This window comes from Lachnotalea glycerini, assembly GCF_003201285.1.
GTDB lineage: Bacteria > Bacillota > Clostridia > Lachnospirales > Lachnospiraceae > Lachnotalea > Lachnotalea glycerini.
In genome coordinates, this window is sequence record NZ_QICS01000022.1 from 1 (window position 1) to 19,105 (window position 19,105).

Consider the following 19,105-nt stretch of genomic DNA (forward strand, 5'->3'; position numbering starts at 1 on the left):
AAATTAGTAGACAAGGGTTTGCAACAAATGATTGCATGACGTAAAGCTGTAGAAAGAAGAATGTCGGAAAGCCGTATGAGGGAAAACCTCACGTACGGTTTGATGAGGGGAAAGAGGTCTTGCGACCTCCGACCTACTCTACAATTGTGTCCTATTACATAAAAATGCTCCGCAGGATGCACACGAATGCAAGTGGAAAATGTCAAAGCGTGACTGCATTCGGCGCTGGAAAGCGGTCAAGTTCCTCATGAGTCAGGAATTAGGGAGCCAATGCAGACTTGTCCGCTTTGTTGTTTCATAGGAAAGACCTTGTTGTGGTAACGTTGTCCGCTTTCTTGTATACTAGGAAACTTGTAAACAATGACAGATATGAACGAAACGAAAGCAAACGAAAGAATAAAAATAATAATGAATAAAATAGTTGATAATGATGCACAAAAATATAATTTAAAATAGTGATTAATCAAAAGTATATTGTTATATAACATTGTTTAATTTGTATATATTAATAATAGTGTACAAATAAAAAATAATTATTAAAAAATATATTGACATAATGTACAAATAAGATTAAAATAATCTCATACGAAAACAAAATGACATAAACAATCATAAGTAATCAATTCGAGTAAATTTGGAGGTGGCGATGTGCAGAATACGTATCTGGAAATGTCAAATGTAAGTAAAACGTTCCCGGGAGTTAAAGCACTAAATAATGTTAAGTTTGATATTAGACCTGGCGAAGTGCATGCGCTTGTTGGAGAAAATGGGGCAGGAAAGTCTACATTAATAAAAATTCTATCAGGATTTCAATCTCCCGATGAGGGAGCTGTCATTAAAATTGAAGGAAAAGAAACAAAACTAAATGGAGTCATGGATGCAATTAAGCAGGGAATCGCAGTTATATATCAAGATTTCAGCTTATTTAGAAATTTAACAGTAGCTGAAAATATTGGTATCAATGACATTATTGAAGAGAATAAAATGACTTTGAATTGGAAAAAAATTAATAAGAAGGCAGAAAAGGCACTTTCAATATTAGGAAGTGATATTAGTCCTAAAGAGACAGTGGAGAATTTATCTATTGCAAAACAGCAAATGGTTGCTATTGCCAGTGCAATTGCACAGGATGCAAAGATGATAGTTATGGATGAACCTACTTCAGCTTTATCAAAAGGAGAGGTAGAAAATTTATATACGATCATTGATTCACTAAAAGAAAAGAACATTGCAATTATGTTTGTGAGCCATAAAATGGATGAACTTTTTCATGTTGCAGACCGATTTACTATTTTTCGAGATGGTACATATGTTGGAACTGTTGATAAAGATGACATTGATGAAAACGGATTAGTTTCCATGATGGTAGGAAGAAAAGTTGAAATCAAAAGTTATGCAAATCTGGAAAAGAAAAATGAAGTCGCATTAGAGGTAAAAAACTTATCCAAAAAGGGTAATTTTAAAGATATCAATTTCAAATTATATAAAGGAGAAGTACTCGGAATAACAGGGTTGGTAGGCGCAGGAAGAAGTGAGATGGTGCAAGCTATATTTGGTATTAATCTTCCGTGTGAAGGCCAAATTCTGATAGAGGGAAAAGAGGTTCAGATTACATCTCCGGCTAAAGCGTTAGAACAAGGAATTGCTTATATTCCTGAAAGCCGGCAGACACAAGGACTCGTTCTTGCAAAGACAATAGAAAGTAATATAACGCTTCCCATGCTGAAAAAATTCAAAAATAAATTTGGACTGGTAGATAGGAAAACACAAAGGGCTTCAGTAGATAAATGGGTAACTATGCTGGATGTACGTCCAAATAATCCAGATATGCTGGCAATGCAGTTGTCAGGCGGTAATCAGCAAAAGGTTGTATTGGCGAAATGGATTGCTACAGAGGCTAAGATTTTAATTGTAGATGAGCCGACAAATGGTGTTGATATTGGTGCAAAAGCAGAAATTCACCAGATATTGAGAAAGCTTGCAGCAGAAGGAACCGCTGTTATTGTAATTAGTTCAGAGCTTCCTGAAGTTTTATCAGTCAGTGACAGAATTCTTGTTATGAGAAGAGGAAGAATTACGTTAGAAATTGATAATAAAGAAGTGACCCAGGAAATGATTATGAGCAAGGCTGTACTATAAAATATGGGAGGTGGTAATTGTGAAGAAATTTACAAAACGAAAAGAATTCGGAATCATACTCATTATTCTTATCATGTCATTCATTTTAACAATTGTAAGTAGTGCTTTTCTAAAAGCTGACAATATAATTGATATTTTAAGAAATAATGCAGTTTACGGAATTATGGCATTTGGTATGTTGCCTGTTCTGATCTCAGGGGGTATCGACTTATCTGTTGCTTCAAGCATAGCACTTTGTGCCGTTGTTGCAGGAAAGATTATGACGGTTTTTGATACCAATATTGTAATTGTATTTATTATAAGTATGTTAGTTGGTGCATTAATTGGCTTGATAAATGGTTTAATCATTACAAAATTAAAAATTGCTCCGATGGTTGCTACGTTAGGAATTATGACCGTTACACTAGGAGTTGTATTACTTTATACAGGCGGAACCTGGATATCCGGACTTCCTGAATACTTTAAGGAATTTGGTATGGCTAAATTAGGAAATATTCCCACTAAAAATGGTCTGACATTAGGAATTCCATCACAGGTAATTATACTAATATTATCCGGGGTGGTAACGTGGCTGATGCTAAGATACACATTAATTGGACGTGGAATATATGCAATTGGAGGCAGCGAGGCATCAGCTGTTAGAGTAGGATATAATGTTGACAAGATTAAAGTTTTTATTTATATGTACAGCGGTATTATGACTGGAATAGCAGCCGTAGTACACACTTCAATTGTACAGCAGGTTGACCCGAATACGTTCTTGGGATACGAGCTTACCGTTATTTCAACGGTAGTAATTGGTGGAGCCAGTACAATGGGAGGAGTAGGAACTGTACTTGGAACTACTTTTGGTATCATATTAATGGGAATATTACAAAATGGTCTTATATTGGCAAAGATTCCCACTTACTGGCAGAAAATCGTTATGGGATTGGTAATACTAATTGCCATTTCGGTTGATGTTATTAATCGAAAAAGAGAACAGTCAAAACTAGTTCGCGTAGATGTCGAGGGATAGGAGGATAAGATGAATTATATAAAAAAAATACAATCCAAACATTCCAATGAATTTACTTTAACTATAATATTTATCGGAATATTTATACTAATGGGAGCGTTATCACCAGATAAATTTTTATCAATAAATAATATAAAAACAATGGCATTTCAAATGCCGGAATTTGGTATCATGGCTATTGGTATGATGATAACCATATTAACAGGTGGTATTAATCTTTCCATAACAAATGGAGCTGCTTTATCTGCAATCGTTACGGCGTTTATATTATCAAGTGATTTTTCTGAAACCAATCCTATTATGGGAGTTGTACTAGCTTTAATAGCATGTATTATAGTTGCATCTCTTACAGGTATTATAAATGGAACAGTAATTGCCTATATTGGTGTTGCACCAATGCTTGTTACACTAGGTACGAAAACGTTATTTGAGGGGATTGGACTTAATTTTACTAAAGGTGGTGCGATTTCAGGTTTTCCAGATATTTATTCAGAAATTGGTAACGGAGATTTATTGGGTATCCCAATTCCACTTATTCTCTATATTGTTGTTATCGTTATAAGTTATTTATTAATAGAAAGAAGTGCATGGGGCACAGAAGTATTTATGGTTGGATGTAATGAAACTGCTACCAGATTTTCAGGAATCAATACAAAAAAAACATTAATGAAAGTATATTTATTCTCGGGAATTATGTCAGGTATCGCATCTTTAATTATTTCTTCCCGTTATAATTCAGCTAAGACAGATTATGGCTCTTCCTATTTAATGCAGAGTATTACGGCTGTCGTTTTAGGAGGAACTAGTATTTCTGGTGGTCATGGTTCTGTGGTTGGAACAATTGTAGCAATTGCTATTATGCAGGTAATATCAACAGGCCTAAATATATTGGGAGTAAACCGCTATATTGTTGATATTATTACAGGTGGTATTTTGATTGTTATTCTTGCGATTCGTTTTATATCAAAAGAAATGGCAGATAAAAAAATGATTAAATTAAGATCTGCCAGTTCAGTGAAATAAAGTAATAGTTTAGTTGATTCCAAAGTTTTGGTAAGTATTTTTAAAGGGTATGCATCAAAACTAAGAATAAAACAGAGTCGGCAGAGCTGATTCACTGGGAGTTTACATGATAAACTCTACTCAAATGGCGCATTTTATTGTGCAAAGATAACTAAAAGGAGGAAACAAAATGAAAAAGAAAGTGTTAAGTGCATTAATGGCGGTGGCTATGATTTCGAGCCTATTAGCCGGATGTAGCAGCAAGACAGAAAATTCTTCAACAGAAACACAAACAACAGAGACAAAATCAACGGAAGCGCAGACAACAGAAACAGAATCAACGGAAAGTTCATATGATATCGTTGTTATGCCAAAATTAATTGGAATTCCATATTTTACACAAACAGGGGAAGGTGCAAAACAAGCAGGAGAAGAATTGGGCGTAAACGTTATTTATAACGGACCTACTACCGCAGATGCAGCAGAGCAGGTAAAAATGCTTGAAGATTATATTACACAAGGTGTAGATGCAATTTGTGTGGCACCTAACGATGCAGCAGCACTAGATCCAGTTCTTAAAAAAGCAAAAGAAGCTGGAATTCTTGTACTTGACTGGGATACAGAGGCAACAAAGGATTTAGTAGATGCATCAATTCATCAGATTGATGATCAAGAATTGGGCGAGCATCTTGCTCAAAAATTAGTAGATTATATGGGAACAGAGGATGGAGAATATGCTATTATTACAGGTTCTTTGTCAGCTTCTAATTTAAATACATGGATTCAGTACGCAAAAGAATATATGGAAGCAAAATATCCTAATATGAAATTAGTGACAGATCCAGTTGGAACAGATGAAAAACAAACAGAAGCATTATCAAAAACAAAAGACTTATTAAAAGCATATCCAGATCTAAAAGGTATCATTGCGGTATCAACACCTGCTCCAATTGGAGCGGCTCAAGCAATTGCTGAATTAGGCTTACAGGATCAGGTATCTGTGGTTGGAACGGCAGTAAAAGAGGATTGTCAGGAAGTATTAGCAGATGGTTCATTAGACCTTGGATGCTTATGGAATACACAAGATCTTGGATATTTAACAGTAGCAGTTGCTAAATCATTATTAGACGGAAACCAACTTACAGATGGAATGGAAGTGGAAGGCTTTGGTACCATTCAAGTTAGTGGCGATAAAAATGTTATCCTTGGACCTCCAGAAGACTACGTGAAGTAATAATATAAATATTTATGAGACAAAAAAGTGCATCTCGCATAATTTCCTAAAATAGGAATTAAAATATTCTCAGTAAATATATAAATAGTGGTTTTGCTGAGTGCAAAGCCACTATTTTAAAATAAACAAATATAGAAAAATGATTGAGAGAGCAAGGAGAATCTTCTTGGGTAAAATATTAGTAGTTGGAAGCATCAATATGGATGTTATTATTTCTTTAAACACCGTTCCAAAAGCAGGAGAAAGTATTCTTTGCAAAGAGGTTTCATATGCATGTGGAGGAAAAGGGGCAAATCAGGCAGGAGCCATAGCAAGGCTTGGTTTTGAAACTGTTATTTTCGGAGCAGTGGGCAATGACCAATATGGAGAAATATTACTTGATAATTTAAAAGACAATAAGATTGATATGAGCAGAGTGGAGAAAATAGGAGATCAGACTGGCGTGGCTTATATATTGCTTGAAGAGAGTGGAGAAAATAGGATTGTTGTTTCTTTGGGAGCTAATGAAAAAATTAAACCCAAAGATATTGATCTTTATGTTAAACCACTTTTGGATGAAGTTGATATGGTTATGCTTCAATTGGAGATTCCATTAGACTGTGTGGAACATATAATTAATTTAGCCAAAGTACAAGGAGTTAGAACCTTTGTGGATGCAGGGCCAGTTAGGAATTGTCGGATTGAGTCCTTAAAAAATGCATGGTGTGTAAGTCCAAATGAAACTGAATTGGGAGCATTGTTTAACAGAGAGATTAAAACCGAAACTGAAATGATTAAAGCGGCTGAACAATTAATTAACATAGGGGTTGAATGTGTGTTAATTAAATTAGGTGCAAAGGGATGCTTTTATATTAGCAGGGAGGAAAGAATAAGGAAAGAAAGCTATAAGGTGAAAGTAATTGATACTACAGCAGCAGGAGATAGCTTTAGCGCAGGCTTTGTCGGAGCTGTGACAGATAATAAAACGATAGAAGAAGCGCTTGTATATGCAAGTAAATGCGGAGCGATAGCGGTAACAAAAAAAGGAGCAAGTGACAGTCTTCCAACCAAAGAGGCAGTTGAAAGCTTTGAAAAACTTTACATGTTATAATAAAGAGTATTATAATCAAAGTAGCTTATGATATAATACAAATTATTATAGATTAAAATGAGAGGATAATGCTCCTATGTTTCAAATTGAACGTTTACAAATGATTAGACAAATGATAAGGGAACAAAAAACAGTCGATGTCATCTTACTTAGTAAGAGTCTCAGGGTTTCAGAAGTTACAATTCGCCGTGATCTGGAAAAGCTTGAGAGCGAAGGTATATTGACTAGAACCTATGGGGGAGCTGTTCTAAATGAAACATTAACAGTGCCTTCTCTTGTGAAGGAAGAGGAGGATGCTAAGAGAGTAATTTCAGAGCAGAGCAAGGTATTAGGAGAATTAAGCGCATCCATAGTAGAGGACTTTGACATACTTTTTTTGGATAGAGGCGATAGTAATCTTATACTTGCAGAAAAAATATGCAGTAAAAATGGCGTTGTGGTTTTTACCAATAGTCTTGATGTATTGGAAATTATGCGTAAATACAAGAATGGAAAGATAATTCTAATCGGTGGAAGTTTTGATTATAGTAAGAACATACTATGTAATTTTAATAGCGGGGTGCCATTTCCAGACAGAAGGATTAATAAGGCTTTTGTTCACATCCAGGCAGCAGATATGGAAAATGGAATTGCAGTTAATGATAATGAAGATGCATATTTATACGCTCAACTAAAAAGTAAAGCTGGAAGTATAGTTGCAATTATGGAAAAACCTGTTTTCGATAAAATAGGCCTGTATAAAGTTGATGATATTTTAGGAGTGGATTATGTAATAACAGAGGAAGGAATCCCAGACAGATATAAAACCTATTTTTATAAAAATGGAGTACAATTACATCAAAAATTCGATTTATAACTTATCAAGAAAGGCTTGTGTAAAAAATACAAAAGGGTGCATATTATGATTTTTACAATGGCTGAAGTAAGTAAAAGATATTGTGATAATGTAGTACTAGAACATGTTTCAATGAAAATAGAGGGTGGAAAAGTATATGGATTAACAGGCGATAACGGCGGAGGCAAAAGTACAATAGCAAATATAGTTTGTGGTGTAGTTGCACCTGATGAAGGCAGCTTGATGATGGACGGAAAAAGATGTATAAATTGGAATATTAAAAAGGCAATGAGAGAAGGTGTATTTTTAGTAGCTCATGAGACAACAATGCTTCCTTATTTATCAGTTGAGGAAAATATTTTATTAGGAATCAATTTCGTTAAAAGAAATCCTATTTGGGGAACATTTATACATAGAATGAAATACAAAAAAAAATATAAGGAATTGTTGAAACGTTATGGAATTACACTTGATACAAGTGTAACATCTATAAGGTTATCTCGTTCTATGCAAAATATTATGGAACTAATCCGTGTCCAGATTTGTAATCCTAAAATAGTGGTTATTGATGAAGTAGATACCAATATGGATGTGGATAGCCAGAAAGTTTTGGATAAGATAATCAAAGATTTAGCATGTGCAGGTTCTGCAATCATTTATATATCTCATAATTTAGAATCCATTATGAAAAGGTCAGATGTGATTGGTATCCTTGTTGAAAATCAGGTAATTGATATGATGGATGCTAGTGCTGTCAATGCAGAGAGTGTAATGGATACCTTACTAAGGCTCTCGAAAGAAAAACCACCTAAAATATTACTTCGCCCTCAAGCTATGATTTTTGAGATGAAACACATTCACAATACGATAATTGAAGATTTTTCAATTGAGGTGAGAGAAGGAGAAATAGTAGGTATTTTAGGATTGGATAAGGAGGGAGATGCCTCCTTTACTAATATACTGTTTCAAAGCAAGGGTGTTAAATTTTTTCGGGGAAAAGAGGTAAAAATAGGGATGCCACAAGAGGCAGCAGACAGTGGCGTTATATTATTAGATGCCAATGTAATTCAGAATTATATGTTTATGAATTCTAGCATTCGAGAAAATATGCTTCCCTATAGCATCTTAAAAAAACATTTGTCAGATGAGCTGCTAAATGAAATATGCCGACGTTATTTGAAAAAGCTTGCCATAACGGCAGGGCCTGAGGATAAGATCGAAGAACTAAGTACAGGGCAGCAGAAAAAAATTCTGATCGCGAAGAGCATTTTATCGGAGGGAGAAATCTATGTTTTTGACCGCTTGACGGATAATATAGATGTGATTTCAAGAATTGATATATATAATATAATAAATGAATTAAAACGAAACGGAAAAGGCATTGTACTAATTTCGAATGATTTTAATGAAATATTCGGAATAAGTGATATTGTCTACAAGGTTAAGGAAGGAAAAATTATTCAAAAGATTAATAACGATAAGCAAAATGATAAAAAGCTTTATAGATAGATATTTGGATTTAAGGAAAAGGAGATGAGCGTATGAAGGCTAAAGGCAAAATTTCTTCGTCGATTATGTGTGCTGAAATACTTGATATAAGATACTATCTTGATGGTTTTGAGAGAAATAATATAGAATATTTGCATGTTGATGTAATGGATGGAGAATTTGTTCCAAATTATATGCTTGGTACAGACTACATAAAAAGTCTGCGTAAAGTAAGTAAAATACCACTTGATATACATTTAATGATAAAAAAGCCAGAAGATAAAATTGACTGGTTTGATTTTCAAAAGGGAGAATGTGTAGCAATTCATGCGGAAAGCACCATGCATCTTCAACGAGCTTTGCAGAAGATAAAACAAACAGGTGCTAAGCCTATGGTAGCCATTAATCCTGCAACTCCCATCACGGCTCTTGATTATGTGCTAAACGATATTGCAGGGGTAGTGGTTATGACAGTGAATCCGGGTTTTGCTGGACAGGTTCTGATTCCTCAGACATTACAAAAAATTACTGACCTGAGAAAATATTTGGATCGTAAGGGATATTATGACATAGATATCGAAGTGGACGGAAATGTAAGCTTTGAAAATGCAGAAAAAATGGCTAAGGCAGGAGCAGATATTTACGTTGCTGGAACATCCAGTATATTTAATAAAAAATTAGATTTGGATGAAGCAATACAAAGATTTAGAAAAATCATTAATTCTTCTAGTGAAGTGGTATATCAATAAAAATTGAAACCGGAGGTAGAATATGTCAAGATATCTGGTAGGAATAGATAATGGTGGAACATTTTCAAAAGCGGCAATATTTGATGAGGACGGAAAGCAAATTTCAGTTGCAAGTATTCCTACAATAACATTAACGCCTAAACCAGGGTATACGGAAAGAGATATGAGTGAGCTTTGGAAAGTTAATGCACAAGCTGTTAAGACTGCAATCGAAAAGAGTGGTATAAATGCAAGAGATATAGCAGGAGTATCTTTTTCGGGTCATGGCAAGGGACTTTATCTAGTTGGAAAGGATGGAAAACCTTCTTATAATGGAATCATATCCACAGATATGAGAGCTTGGGAATATATAAAGAAATGGGAAGAAGATGGCACAAAACAAAAGGTTTTTGCAAAATCGATACAGGAAATACTGGCTTGCCAACCGGTAAGTCTCCTTGCATGGTTAAGAGATAAACAACCTTCTGTTCTTGAAAATACGAAGTACATTTTTTCCGTAATTGATTACATTCGATATATGCTAACGGGTGAAGCTTACGCAGAATATACCTGCGCAAGTGGTTCGAATCTGATAAATCTTTATACAAAGGAATATGACAGAGAATTGTTGGAATTATTTGGACTGGAAATGGTTTATGATAAACTGCCTCCGTTAAAATATTCAGCAGATATATGTGGTTATGTAACAAAAGAAGCTTCGAAGATAACCTCTTTGCCAGAAGGAATACCTGTAGCAGCGGGTATGTTTGATGTGGATGCCTGCGGTCTTGCCTCTGGACTGGTTGATGAGGAGGGAATGTGCATGGTTGCAGGAACTTGGAGCATTAATGAGTATATTGCAAAAGCTCCCGTATCCAATGGCACGGTTTCCTTAAATTCAATGTATTGTATACCAGAGCGTTTTCTGGTGGAAGAAAGCTCTCCTACATCTGCTGGTAATATGGAATGGTTTATTAGAAATCTTATGTCTCTAGAGCTTGAAAGGGCAAAAGAGGAAGGAAAATCAATCTATGATATCACCAACGAATGGGTGGCATCCATAGAGCCACAGGATAATAATGTGATTTTTCTCCCATTTTTAAATGGCTCTAATGAAGATGCCCTGGCTAAGGCCACTTTCATAGGATTAACAGCATATCATAACAAGAAACATATGCTTCGTGCTGTATATGAAGGAATTGTATTTTCTCATATAACGCATGTGAAAAAATTACTTAGAAACAGAGAAGCGCCAAAAAGCATACGATTGTCTGGTGGAGCTGCTAATTCGGCAGTTTGGGTACAGATATTTGCGGATGCACTTCAGATTCCAATTAATACAATTGAGGTAAAGGAAATTGGTGCACAAGGTGCTGTTATGGCGGCAGGAATCGCAGCGGGAATCTATAAGAACTATAAAGAGGCTGTAAAACGCACGGTAACGATTACCAATACCATTTTTCCAAGACCAGAATATAAAGAAATTTATGAAGAAAAATATGCAACATACAAAGCAGTCATACAGTCTTTAAGCCAGGCCTGGAATCACTTTAAGAACTAAAGGAGATTGAGGCCGGGCAGGTTAGGAGGAGTACCTTGAGAAAATACACATTAGGTCTTTACGAAAAATCGATGCCAGGAAATCTGACATGGGAAGAAAAACTGGAAAGTGCAAAGCAAGCAGGATTTGATTATGTGGAAATCAGTATCGATGAGACGCAAGAGAAACTAGCAAGGCTTGATTGGACAGAAAAGGAATTTTATGAGCTTCAGAAGAATATTTACAAAACGGGGATACCAATAGATACAATGTGTCTAAGCGGGCATCGTAAATATTCTTTGGGAAGCCGTAATGAATTAATTAGAGATAAGAGTCTTGAAATGATGGAAAAAGCAATTAACTTTGCGGCAAAGATAGGTATACGTATTATACAATTAGCAGGTTATGATGTTTACTATGAAGAGGGATCGGATGATACAAAACTTTTATTTGAACAAAATTTAAAACAAGCCTGCGAACTGGCTGCTATAAAGGGTATAATGCTAGGATTTGAAACAATGGAAACGCCATTTATGGATACAGTAGAAAAAGCTATGCATTATGTAAATAAAATAGGTAGTCCTTATTTAGGAGTTTACCCAGATATAGGAAATCTGGCTAATGCAGGGTTGAAATATGAAATGAATGTAAATGATGATATTATAACTGGAAAAGGACATATTGTTGCAGCACATTTAAAGGAAACGATACAAGGAAGTTATAGAGAAATACCTTATGGTACCGGACATACCGATTATGTTAACAATTTAAGGCAGCTTAAGGAATTGGGAGTAAGAATGTTTGTCGGAGAATTCTGGTATGTGGGAGCAGCAGATTGGGAAAAAGATTTGTTCTTGGCCAGTGATTTTTTAAGAAGCAAAATTGAACAAGTATTTTAGGATAGAATTATTTAAGAAAGCATGATGCAAATGCTTAATATGGGATGAAGTAATTTCAAATATAAAATTGTATGATTATGATATAAAAATAGTGAGAATTGCAGTAGACAAGAAATAGGCATAGTGATACTCTGAAAATAACGATTTATTATGTGTTTTTATTGAGAGAAATAGTAATTGCTGATTTTCATTATTGAAAATTTTGTGATATAATAAAGCGTAATGCAATAACAAAATCATTATGAGTATAGAGTGTACGTTACCTGCTGTAAACTGTGTTTGCGATTAGGAAAGTACACTTTCTAAATGCTCGCAGTAATCAGGAGGAATAAAATGGGAAATATTGACACGAAATCCGTTAACGCCATAAGAATATTGGCAGCCGATGCAGTACAGAAAGCAAATTCCGGACATCCGGGCTTACCACTTGGTTCAGCAGCAATGGCATATGAACTATGGGCAAAACACATGAATCACAATCCTAAGAATCCACAATGGGCTAATAGAGATCGATTTGTACTTTCAGGCGGACATGGTTCCACTCTTTTATATTCTTTATTACATTTATTTGGATATGGTGATTTATCAATAGATGATATGGCTAATTTCAGACAGGATGGTTCACTGACACCGGGACATCCGGAATATGGTCATACCGTTGGTGTAGAAGCCACCACAGGACCTCTTGGAGCTGGTATGGGCATGGCAGTTGGAATGGCAATGGCAGAGGCGCATTTGGCAGCCGTATTTAACAAGGATGATTTTAAGGTAGTCGATCATTATACCTTTGTTCTTGGTGGAGATGGTTGTATGATGGAGGGTATTTCTTCAGAAGCTTTTTCACTTGCTGGTACATTAGGCCTTGGAAAACTGATTGTTTTATATGACTCAAATAAAATATCAATTGAGGGAAGCACAGATATTGCTTTCACAGAAGATGTAAAGAAGAGATTTGAAGCATTTGGCTTTCAGACTTTGGTAGTAGAAGACGGTAACAATTTAGAAGAAATTGGAAAGGCTATTGAGGAAGCAAAAGCAGATACAACCAGACCAACCATGATAACAGTAAAGACTCAAATCGGTTATGGCTGCCCTGCTAAAATGGGAAAAGCCAGCGCACATGGAGAGCCATTAGGTGCGGATAATATAGAGGCATTAAAAGATTTCTTAGAATGGCCGTCAAAAGAACCTTTTTATGTTCCACAAGATGTGTATGATAACTATAAGGCAATTGCAGATGCAAATTCGAAAGTAGAAGAGAACTGGAATCAGCAATTTGCAGCTTATAGCGAAAAATATCCAAATATGAGAGAACTATGGGATAAATATTATGACAAAAATGCAGCTGACCAATTAATCGATGACGAAGAATTCTGGAAATATGAGGAGAAAGCAGATGCGACTCGTAATCTTTCCGGTGTTATGATTAATCGAATTAAGGATAGATTGCCAAATTTTGTTGGTGGTTCTGCAGATTTGGCACCATCCAACAAAACAAACATGAAAGATGCAGGAGACTTTTCAAAGAATAACTATGCAGGCAGAAACTTACACTTTGGAGTCAGAGAACTAGCAATGACAGCAATTAGTAATGGTCTAATGCTTCATGGTGGTTTACAGGCGTATGTTGCTACATTCTTTGTATTTAGTGACTATGTAAAGCCAATGGCAAGACTTTCCTCTTTAATGGGATTACCATTAACGTTTGTACTGACTCATGACAGTATTGGTGTAGGTGAAGACGGCCCGACACATGAGCCAATTGAGCAGTTGGCAATGCTAAGAGCACTTCCTAATTTTAGTGCCTTTAGACCGGCAGATGCTACAGAAACAGCAGCAGCTTGGTTTTATGCAATCACCAATAAGAAGACTCCAACAGCACTTGCATTAACCAGACAGAATTTACCTCAGTTAGCAGGCTCTAGTAAGGAAGCACTAAAGGGAGGATATGTTATTGCAGATTCTACGAAAGAGACTCCGGATGCAATTATCATGGCAAGTGGCTCAGAGGTTTCACTTTCAATTGATGCAAAAGAAGCGTTAGCAAAAGAAGGTATTGATGTTAGAGTAGTTAGTATGCCATGTATGGACGTATTCGAACAGCAATCAGCAGAATATAAAGAATCTGTATTACCAAAATCAGTCCGTAAGAGGGTAGCAGTAGAGGCTCTTAGTGACTTTGGATGGGGTAAATATGTGGGACTTGATGGTGCTTATGTAACGATGAAGGGCTTCGGAGCGAGCGCACCCGCTGATGTATTATTTAAGAAGTTTGGTTTCACTGTGGAAAATGTTGTAAATACAGTAAAAGGAATCATGTAATACATAAGAGTAGAGCGCATCATAAGGATACGTTCTGCTCTTATTCTATAAGAAATTCAATGAGATTGTAAAAGGATAAAGTCAGTATTTTAGTGGGTTTGTTCGCTTTATAATATAAAATATATGGGAGGTTTTAAATAATGAGTATTTCAAAAACGAACTATGGTAAAACAACTAAGGGAGATGAAATTTTTCAATATGCCATCGAAAATAAAAATGGTATGAAAGCATGTTTTATTAATTATGGGGCGATTATGACAAAGCTTATTGTGCCGGATAAAAATGGTAAGTTTGCTGATGTGGTTCATGGATATGATACGTTACAAGGGTATGAGAGTAATCCTTGTTATTTTGGTGCGACAATTGGGCGAAACGGAAACCGAATTGCAAAAGGGCAGTTTGAAATAAACGGTATTAGATATCAGCTTGATACCAATGAAGGAGTCAATAATCTTCATGGAGGACTTGACGGATATAACAAAAGAATTTGGAGCGCAAAAGAAAATGAGCAAGAAAATGAGATTGTGTTTTCTTTATCAAGTCCGGATGGGGATCAGGGTTTTCCGGGTCACTTCAAGGTAGCGGTAACCTATAAATTAACAGATGACAATGAATTACAAATTATATATGACGGAGTAAGTGATAAAGACACAGTAGCCAATATGACCAATCACAGTTATTTTAATTTGACAGGACACACAAATGATTCTATATTAGATCATATTTTGTGGATAAAAGCTTCCAAATTTGTACCGGTTGTGGATAGCGCTTCCATTCCAACAGGAGAAATCTTATCGGTTAAGGGAACGCCAATGGACTTTACCGAGCCAAAGGCAGTTGGTAAAGAGATAGAAAGTGATTTCGAACAGCTTAAGTTCACAGGTGGCTATGACCATAATTATGCACTGGATCGTGACGGGAAGGGAATTGAGAAGATTGCAGAAGTGAAAGATCCGAAATCAGGAAGAATCATGCAAGTATTTACAGATCTACCAGGCGTGCAGCTTTATGTTGGAAACTTTATTAATACCAACGGTGAGAGCGGTAAAGATGGTATGAAGTATCAAAAAAGAAGTGCATTGTGCTTAGAGACACAGTATTTTCCGGATGCAATTAATCAGGATAACTTTGAAAGTCCAATTTTGAAAGCCGGAGCAAAATATCATACCACTACGATTTATAAGTTTATATCATAGTAAAAGATTCATGATAAATTAATAGAATAATAGAATGTCATTTATTAAAAGAAGCATTTGGTTCATTAGTAAGTAATTAGCTAATAAACCAAATGCTATTTTTATGAAATAGGAGCGTGTCCTATTACATAAAAACACAATGCGCATGAATTGCTTTGTCCAGTTGATGCTAATAAATAGAATTTTTAATAAAACCGTAATAAACATGTAATGAATCAACGCCAAATGACATTGCTGTGTATATAAAATTCTGATAGAATATAGGTTTAGAAACTATAAATATAAATGGATGATTGAATTATGAAAAATGATACGGTTTTAGGAAAGCGTTATAAGAAAAGAATTGGAAAATGGATACCGATGTATGGTATTTTATCATTAATCGGGTGTTTTGCAATTAACAGCTTTGTATACACAGGAACACAACTGCTAATGAAAGATGCACAGCATCACAATCTGACATCTTCGATAGATACAAAGATTCCTTTTATCAAGGAATGGATCGTTATTTATCTTATCTGCTATTTGTTCTGGATAATCAATTATATTCTGATTGCCAGAGAAGGATTAGAAAGTTGGTATCGATTTGCTACAGCAGATTTGATGTCCAGACTGATTTGTGGGATGTTTTTTATATTACTGCCAACGACAATTATACGTCCGCAGGTGTCGGGCAATGATTTTTTCAGTTGGTTAGTAAGATTGGTTTATCAGTTAGACCGGCCAACAAATCTTTTCCCATCTATTCATTGTCTGGTTAGTTGGTTTTGCTTTATCGGTATTCGAAAAAGTGTAAGAATATCAAAGTGGTATAAGCTATTTTCTTGTATATTTGCCATACTGGTGTGCGTGTCTACTCAGTTTACAAAACAGCACTATCTGATGGATATAGTAGGGGGAATACTGCTTGCGGAATTATGTTATTACATAACAAATCATACGCAGTTATATCTTTACATAGAAAGAATTTTTGAATGGATAGGGCAAAAAGTATTTGGAGAGGCATATTATAATGAGTAAAAGAAGAGGCATTTTGAACACAATATTTTTGGTATCAGTATTTGTTATTACATTTTATTACATTTTTCATGGGCAAGACATGGTTGAGCTTCGAAGATATATTCGCAATGCAGATGTTAGTTACTGGCTTGTGGCAGTATTATGTGTCATATTTTTTATAGGAAGTGAATCAGTAATTATTTTCTATATGATGCATACAATTAAACAAAAGATTCATCTGGGACACTGTTTCTTATATTCGTTTGTTGGATTTTTCTTTAGCTGTATCACACCATCAGCGACAGGAGGGCAGCCGGCACAGATTTATTATATGCGTAAGGATAAGATACCAACTCCGATTGCGACATTGGTACTGATGGTTGTAACAATTACATATAAAATGGTACTTGTAATATTAGGTTTATTGGTTGTAGTGATAAGACCGATAGAAATGATACAATACTTACAACCAGTACTTGGTTGGTGCTATCTGGGACTAATACTAAATGTATTCTGCGTTAGTTATATGCTTCTTCTTGTATTTCACCCGACGATGGCAAAAAATACACTGAAAATGATTATTATGCTGCTTCACAAAATCCATCTGGTGAAGCGTAGCAATCATTACTTGGAAAAAATTGAACACGCAATGCAGCAGTATCAAGACGTTGCATCATATTTTCGAATTCATAAATGGGTTGTGTGGAATGTGCTTTTAATTACTATTGTACAAAGATTACTACTTTTTTATGTAACATATCTTACGCTCCAATCATTTGGGTTTAAAGGTATGGGAATGACAACCATTGTAGTTCTACAGGGAATGATTTCGGTAGCTGTAGATATGCTTCCACTTCCTGGTGGAATGGGAATCAGTGAGAAGCTGTTTTTAACGATTTTTACACCAATATGTGGAAGTATTACATTACCAGCAATGGTAGTAAGCAGAGGTTTGGGATACTATACACAGCTTATCCTAAGCGCACTGCTAACAGTTGTTGCACACTTGATGATAGGCAGAGAAAGAAAGAGGAAGAAGTAAAATGATAGGTTTTTATGATTATACAGTAGTACTTACATATATTAGTCTGGTGTGTTCCATATTTGGTATGACACAGGCAATTAGCGGCAGATTTCGCACGGCTATTGTTTGTCTTGCATTATCAGGGCTTTGTGATATGTTTGATGGGAAAATTGCTAGAACAAAAAAGAATCGAACAGAGGATGAGAAGCTGTTTGGTGTGCAGATTGACTCTTTATGCGATGTAGTATGTTTTGGAGTCTTTCCGGCATTGATGTGCTATGTGCTTGGAGTAAGAGGTGTCTTAGGCGGAATTGTAATTTCCTATTATGCTGTATGCTCTGTTATCCGGCTGGGTTTTTATAATGTTTTAGAGACAAACAGGCAAAGACAAGAGGATGGAGCCAATCAGTATTACCATGGACTTCCAATTACAACGATAACCATTGTACTACCATTAATATTTTTGTTTAATTTTCTTATTTCACAACAAGTTTTTGTATGGGTTTTAATGGCAACATTATATATAGTAGGTACTTTGTTTATTATTAATTTTAAATTGAGAAAACCTTCTAACAAACAGTTGTTTTTATTAGTTATGGTAGTTGCTTGTGCTGTTATAGTTATCTTGTTATTTTCCAGATATCACATTGCACATATGGGGTTACCTGAGATTCCATTAATAAAAAAATTATTGGAATTGAGGAAAATTTTATGAAAAGCGTAGATCGTAATGGTTATGAAATAAAACAAAATGAAACTCAGAATCAGATGCTTGGTTTTTTATACCAGAACAAGATTGGAAGAATCATATTGTCGCAGCTTGTAAAACCGTGGGTTTCTAAAGCCATGGGCATATTACTGAATCTCTCAGTATCTAAATGGCTGATAGGTTCTTTTGTTAAAAAAAATGATATAGATTTATCCGAATATGAAGATAGGAAATACCGTTCGTATAATGATTTTTTTACAAGAAAAATCAAGGAAGGACATCGCAAGATTGATGAGCAGCCAGAACATCTGATAGCACCTTGCGATAGTAAGTTAAGTGTATATTCGATTTCTGCAGATGCTCGTTTTAAAATAAAGGACACACTATATACGATGGAAAGCTTGTTAAGAAGTAAGAAGCTTGCAACTCATTATGAGGGAGGATTGTTATTGATTTTTCGTCTTACGGTGGATGATTATCATCGATTCTGCTATACTGATAATGGAGTTAAGACTAAGAATTATAAGATACCGGGTGTATATCATACGGTGAATCCTCTTGCTAATGACGTGATACCAATATATAAGGAAAATACGAGAGAATTTTCAATTATAAAAAGTGAAAATTTTGGAAATATTCTTACGATGGAGGTTGGTGCCCTGCTTGTTGGAAGGATTGTAAATTATCACGAGAAAGCTAACGTCAGACGGGGAGAAGAAAAAGGAAAATTTGAATTTGGAGGATCTACCATTATTCTTTGCCTAGAAAAGGGAAGAGTTATAATAGATGAAGATATACTAGCTAATTCTTTAAATGGAGTAGAAACAGTAGTTAAGATGGGTGAGAAAATTGGAATAGCTTGATTTATCAATTAGGAAAGAG

15 protein-coding genes and 2 pseudogenes are annotated in these 19,105 nt (G+C 35.3%); all 17 read left to right on the top strand.

The window, feature by feature from the left end; translation table 11 throughout:
- Positions 1-648 precede the first annotated feature (648 nt).
- A pseudogene (locus C8E03_RS22990) lies at positions 649-1,152 on the top strand (ATP-binding cassette domain-containing protein); the annotation flags it as partial.
- Between the two features lie 318 nt (positions 1,153-1,470).
- Positions 1,471-2,139 (top strand): annotated as a pseudogene (locus C8E03_RS22995) (ATP-binding cassette domain-containing protein); the annotation flags it as partial.
- A gap of 19 nt (positions 2,140-2,158) precedes the next feature.
- Positions 2,159-3,157 carry an ABC transporter permease gene (locus C8E03_RS21005; protein WP_094378020.1) on the top strand — a complete coding sequence of 333 codons (999 nt, stop codon included), beginning with the start codon at positions 2,159-2,161 and terminating at the stop codon, positions 3,155-3,157.
- Positions 3,158-3,166: 9 nt separating this feature from the next.
- A complete protein-coding gene (locus C8E03_RS21010) occupies positions 3,167-4,180 on the top strand; it encodes an ABC transporter permease (RefSeq protein ID WP_094378021.1) in 1,014 nt (337 codons plus the stop codon).
- 169 nt (positions 4,181-4,349) lie between these two features.
- Positions 4,350-5,393 (top strand): autoinducer 2 ABC transporter substrate-binding protein, encoded by a 1,044-nt coding sequence (locus C8E03_RS21015; RefSeq protein WP_094378022.1) that lies wholly within the window; start codon positions 4,350-4,352, stop codon positions 5,391-5,393.
- Positions 5,394-5,559: 166 nt separating this feature from the next.
- Entirely contained in the window at positions 5,560-6,483 is a 924-nt protein-coding gene (locus C8E03_RS21020) for a ribokinase (protein ID WP_170123090.1), read from the top strand.
- Positions 6,484-6,559: 76 nt separating this feature from the next.
- Positions 6,560-7,339: a DeoR/GlpR family DNA-binding transcription regulator gene (locus tag C8E03_RS21025; protein WP_094378024.1), complete on the top strand. Its 780-nt coding sequence runs from the start codon at positions 6,560-6,562 to the stop codon at positions 7,337-7,339.
- A 45-nt stretch (positions 7,340-7,384) separates the two neighbouring features.
- Complete coding sequence (locus C8E03_RS21030; protein WP_094378025.1) at positions 7,385-8,827, top strand: ATP-binding cassette domain-containing protein; 1,443 nt, start codon at positions 7,385-7,387, stop codon at positions 8,825-8,827.
- 32 nt (positions 8,828-8,859) lie between these two features.
- On the top strand, positions 8,860-9,555 hold the full coding sequence (gene rpe, locus C8E03_RS21035; RefSeq protein WP_110292047.1) for a ribulose-phosphate 3-epimerase: 696 nt from the start codon (positions 8,860-8,862) through the stop codon (positions 9,553-9,555).
- A 22-nt stretch (positions 9,556-9,577) separates the two neighbouring features.
- Positions 9,578-11,095 carry an FGGY-family carbohydrate kinase gene (locus C8E03_RS21040; protein WP_094378027.1) on the top strand — a complete coding sequence of 506 codons (1,518 nt, stop codon included), beginning with the start codon at positions 9,578-9,580 and terminating at the stop codon, positions 11,093-11,095.
- Between the two features lie 35 nt (positions 11,096-11,130).
- Positions 11,131-11,973, top strand: coding sequence for an L-ribulose-5-phosphate 3-epimerase (locus C8E03_RS21045; RefSeq protein ID WP_094378028.1), 843 nt, complete (start codon positions 11,131-11,133; stop codon positions 11,971-11,973).
- Between the two features lie 333 nt (positions 11,974-12,306).
- On the top strand, positions 12,307-14,295 hold the full coding sequence (tkt, locus tag C8E03_RS21050) for a transketolase (RefSeq protein WP_110292048.1): 1,989 nt from the start codon (positions 12,307-12,309) through the stop codon (positions 14,293-14,295).
- A 140-nt stretch (positions 14,296-14,435) separates the two neighbouring features.
- Complete coding sequence (locus tag C8E03_RS21055; protein WP_094378030.1) at positions 14,436-15,491, top strand: aldose epimerase family protein; 1,056 nt, start codon at positions 14,436-14,438, stop codon at positions 15,489-15,491.
- A 300-nt stretch (positions 15,492-15,791) separates the two neighbouring features.
- Positions 15,792-16,511, top strand: coding sequence for a phosphatase PAP2 family protein (locus tag C8E03_RS21060; RefSeq protein WP_094378031.1), 720 nt, complete (start codon positions 15,792-15,794; stop codon positions 16,509-16,511).
- Positions 16,501-17,532: a lysylphosphatidylglycerol synthase transmembrane domain-containing protein gene (locus C8E03_RS21065; protein WP_094378043.1), complete on the top strand. Its 1,032-nt coding sequence runs from the start codon at positions 16,501-16,503 to the stop codon at positions 17,530-17,532. Before C8E03_RS21060 ends, C8E03_RS21065 begins: the two co-directional genes overlap by 11 nt.
- 1 nt (position 17,533) lies before the next feature.
- Positions 17,534-18,229 carry a CDP-alcohol phosphatidyltransferase family protein gene (locus C8E03_RS21070; RefSeq protein WP_094378032.1) on the top strand — a complete coding sequence of 232 codons (696 nt, stop codon included), beginning with the start codon at positions 17,534-17,536 and terminating at the stop codon, positions 18,227-18,229.
- Complete coding sequence (locus tag C8E03_RS21075) at positions 18,226-19,086, top strand: phosphatidylserine decarboxylase (RefSeq protein WP_110292049.1); 861 nt, start codon at positions 18,226-18,228, stop codon at positions 19,084-19,086. Before C8E03_RS21070 ends, C8E03_RS21075 begins: the two co-directional genes overlap by 4 nt.
- Positions 19,087-19,105: the final 19 nt, after the last annotated feature.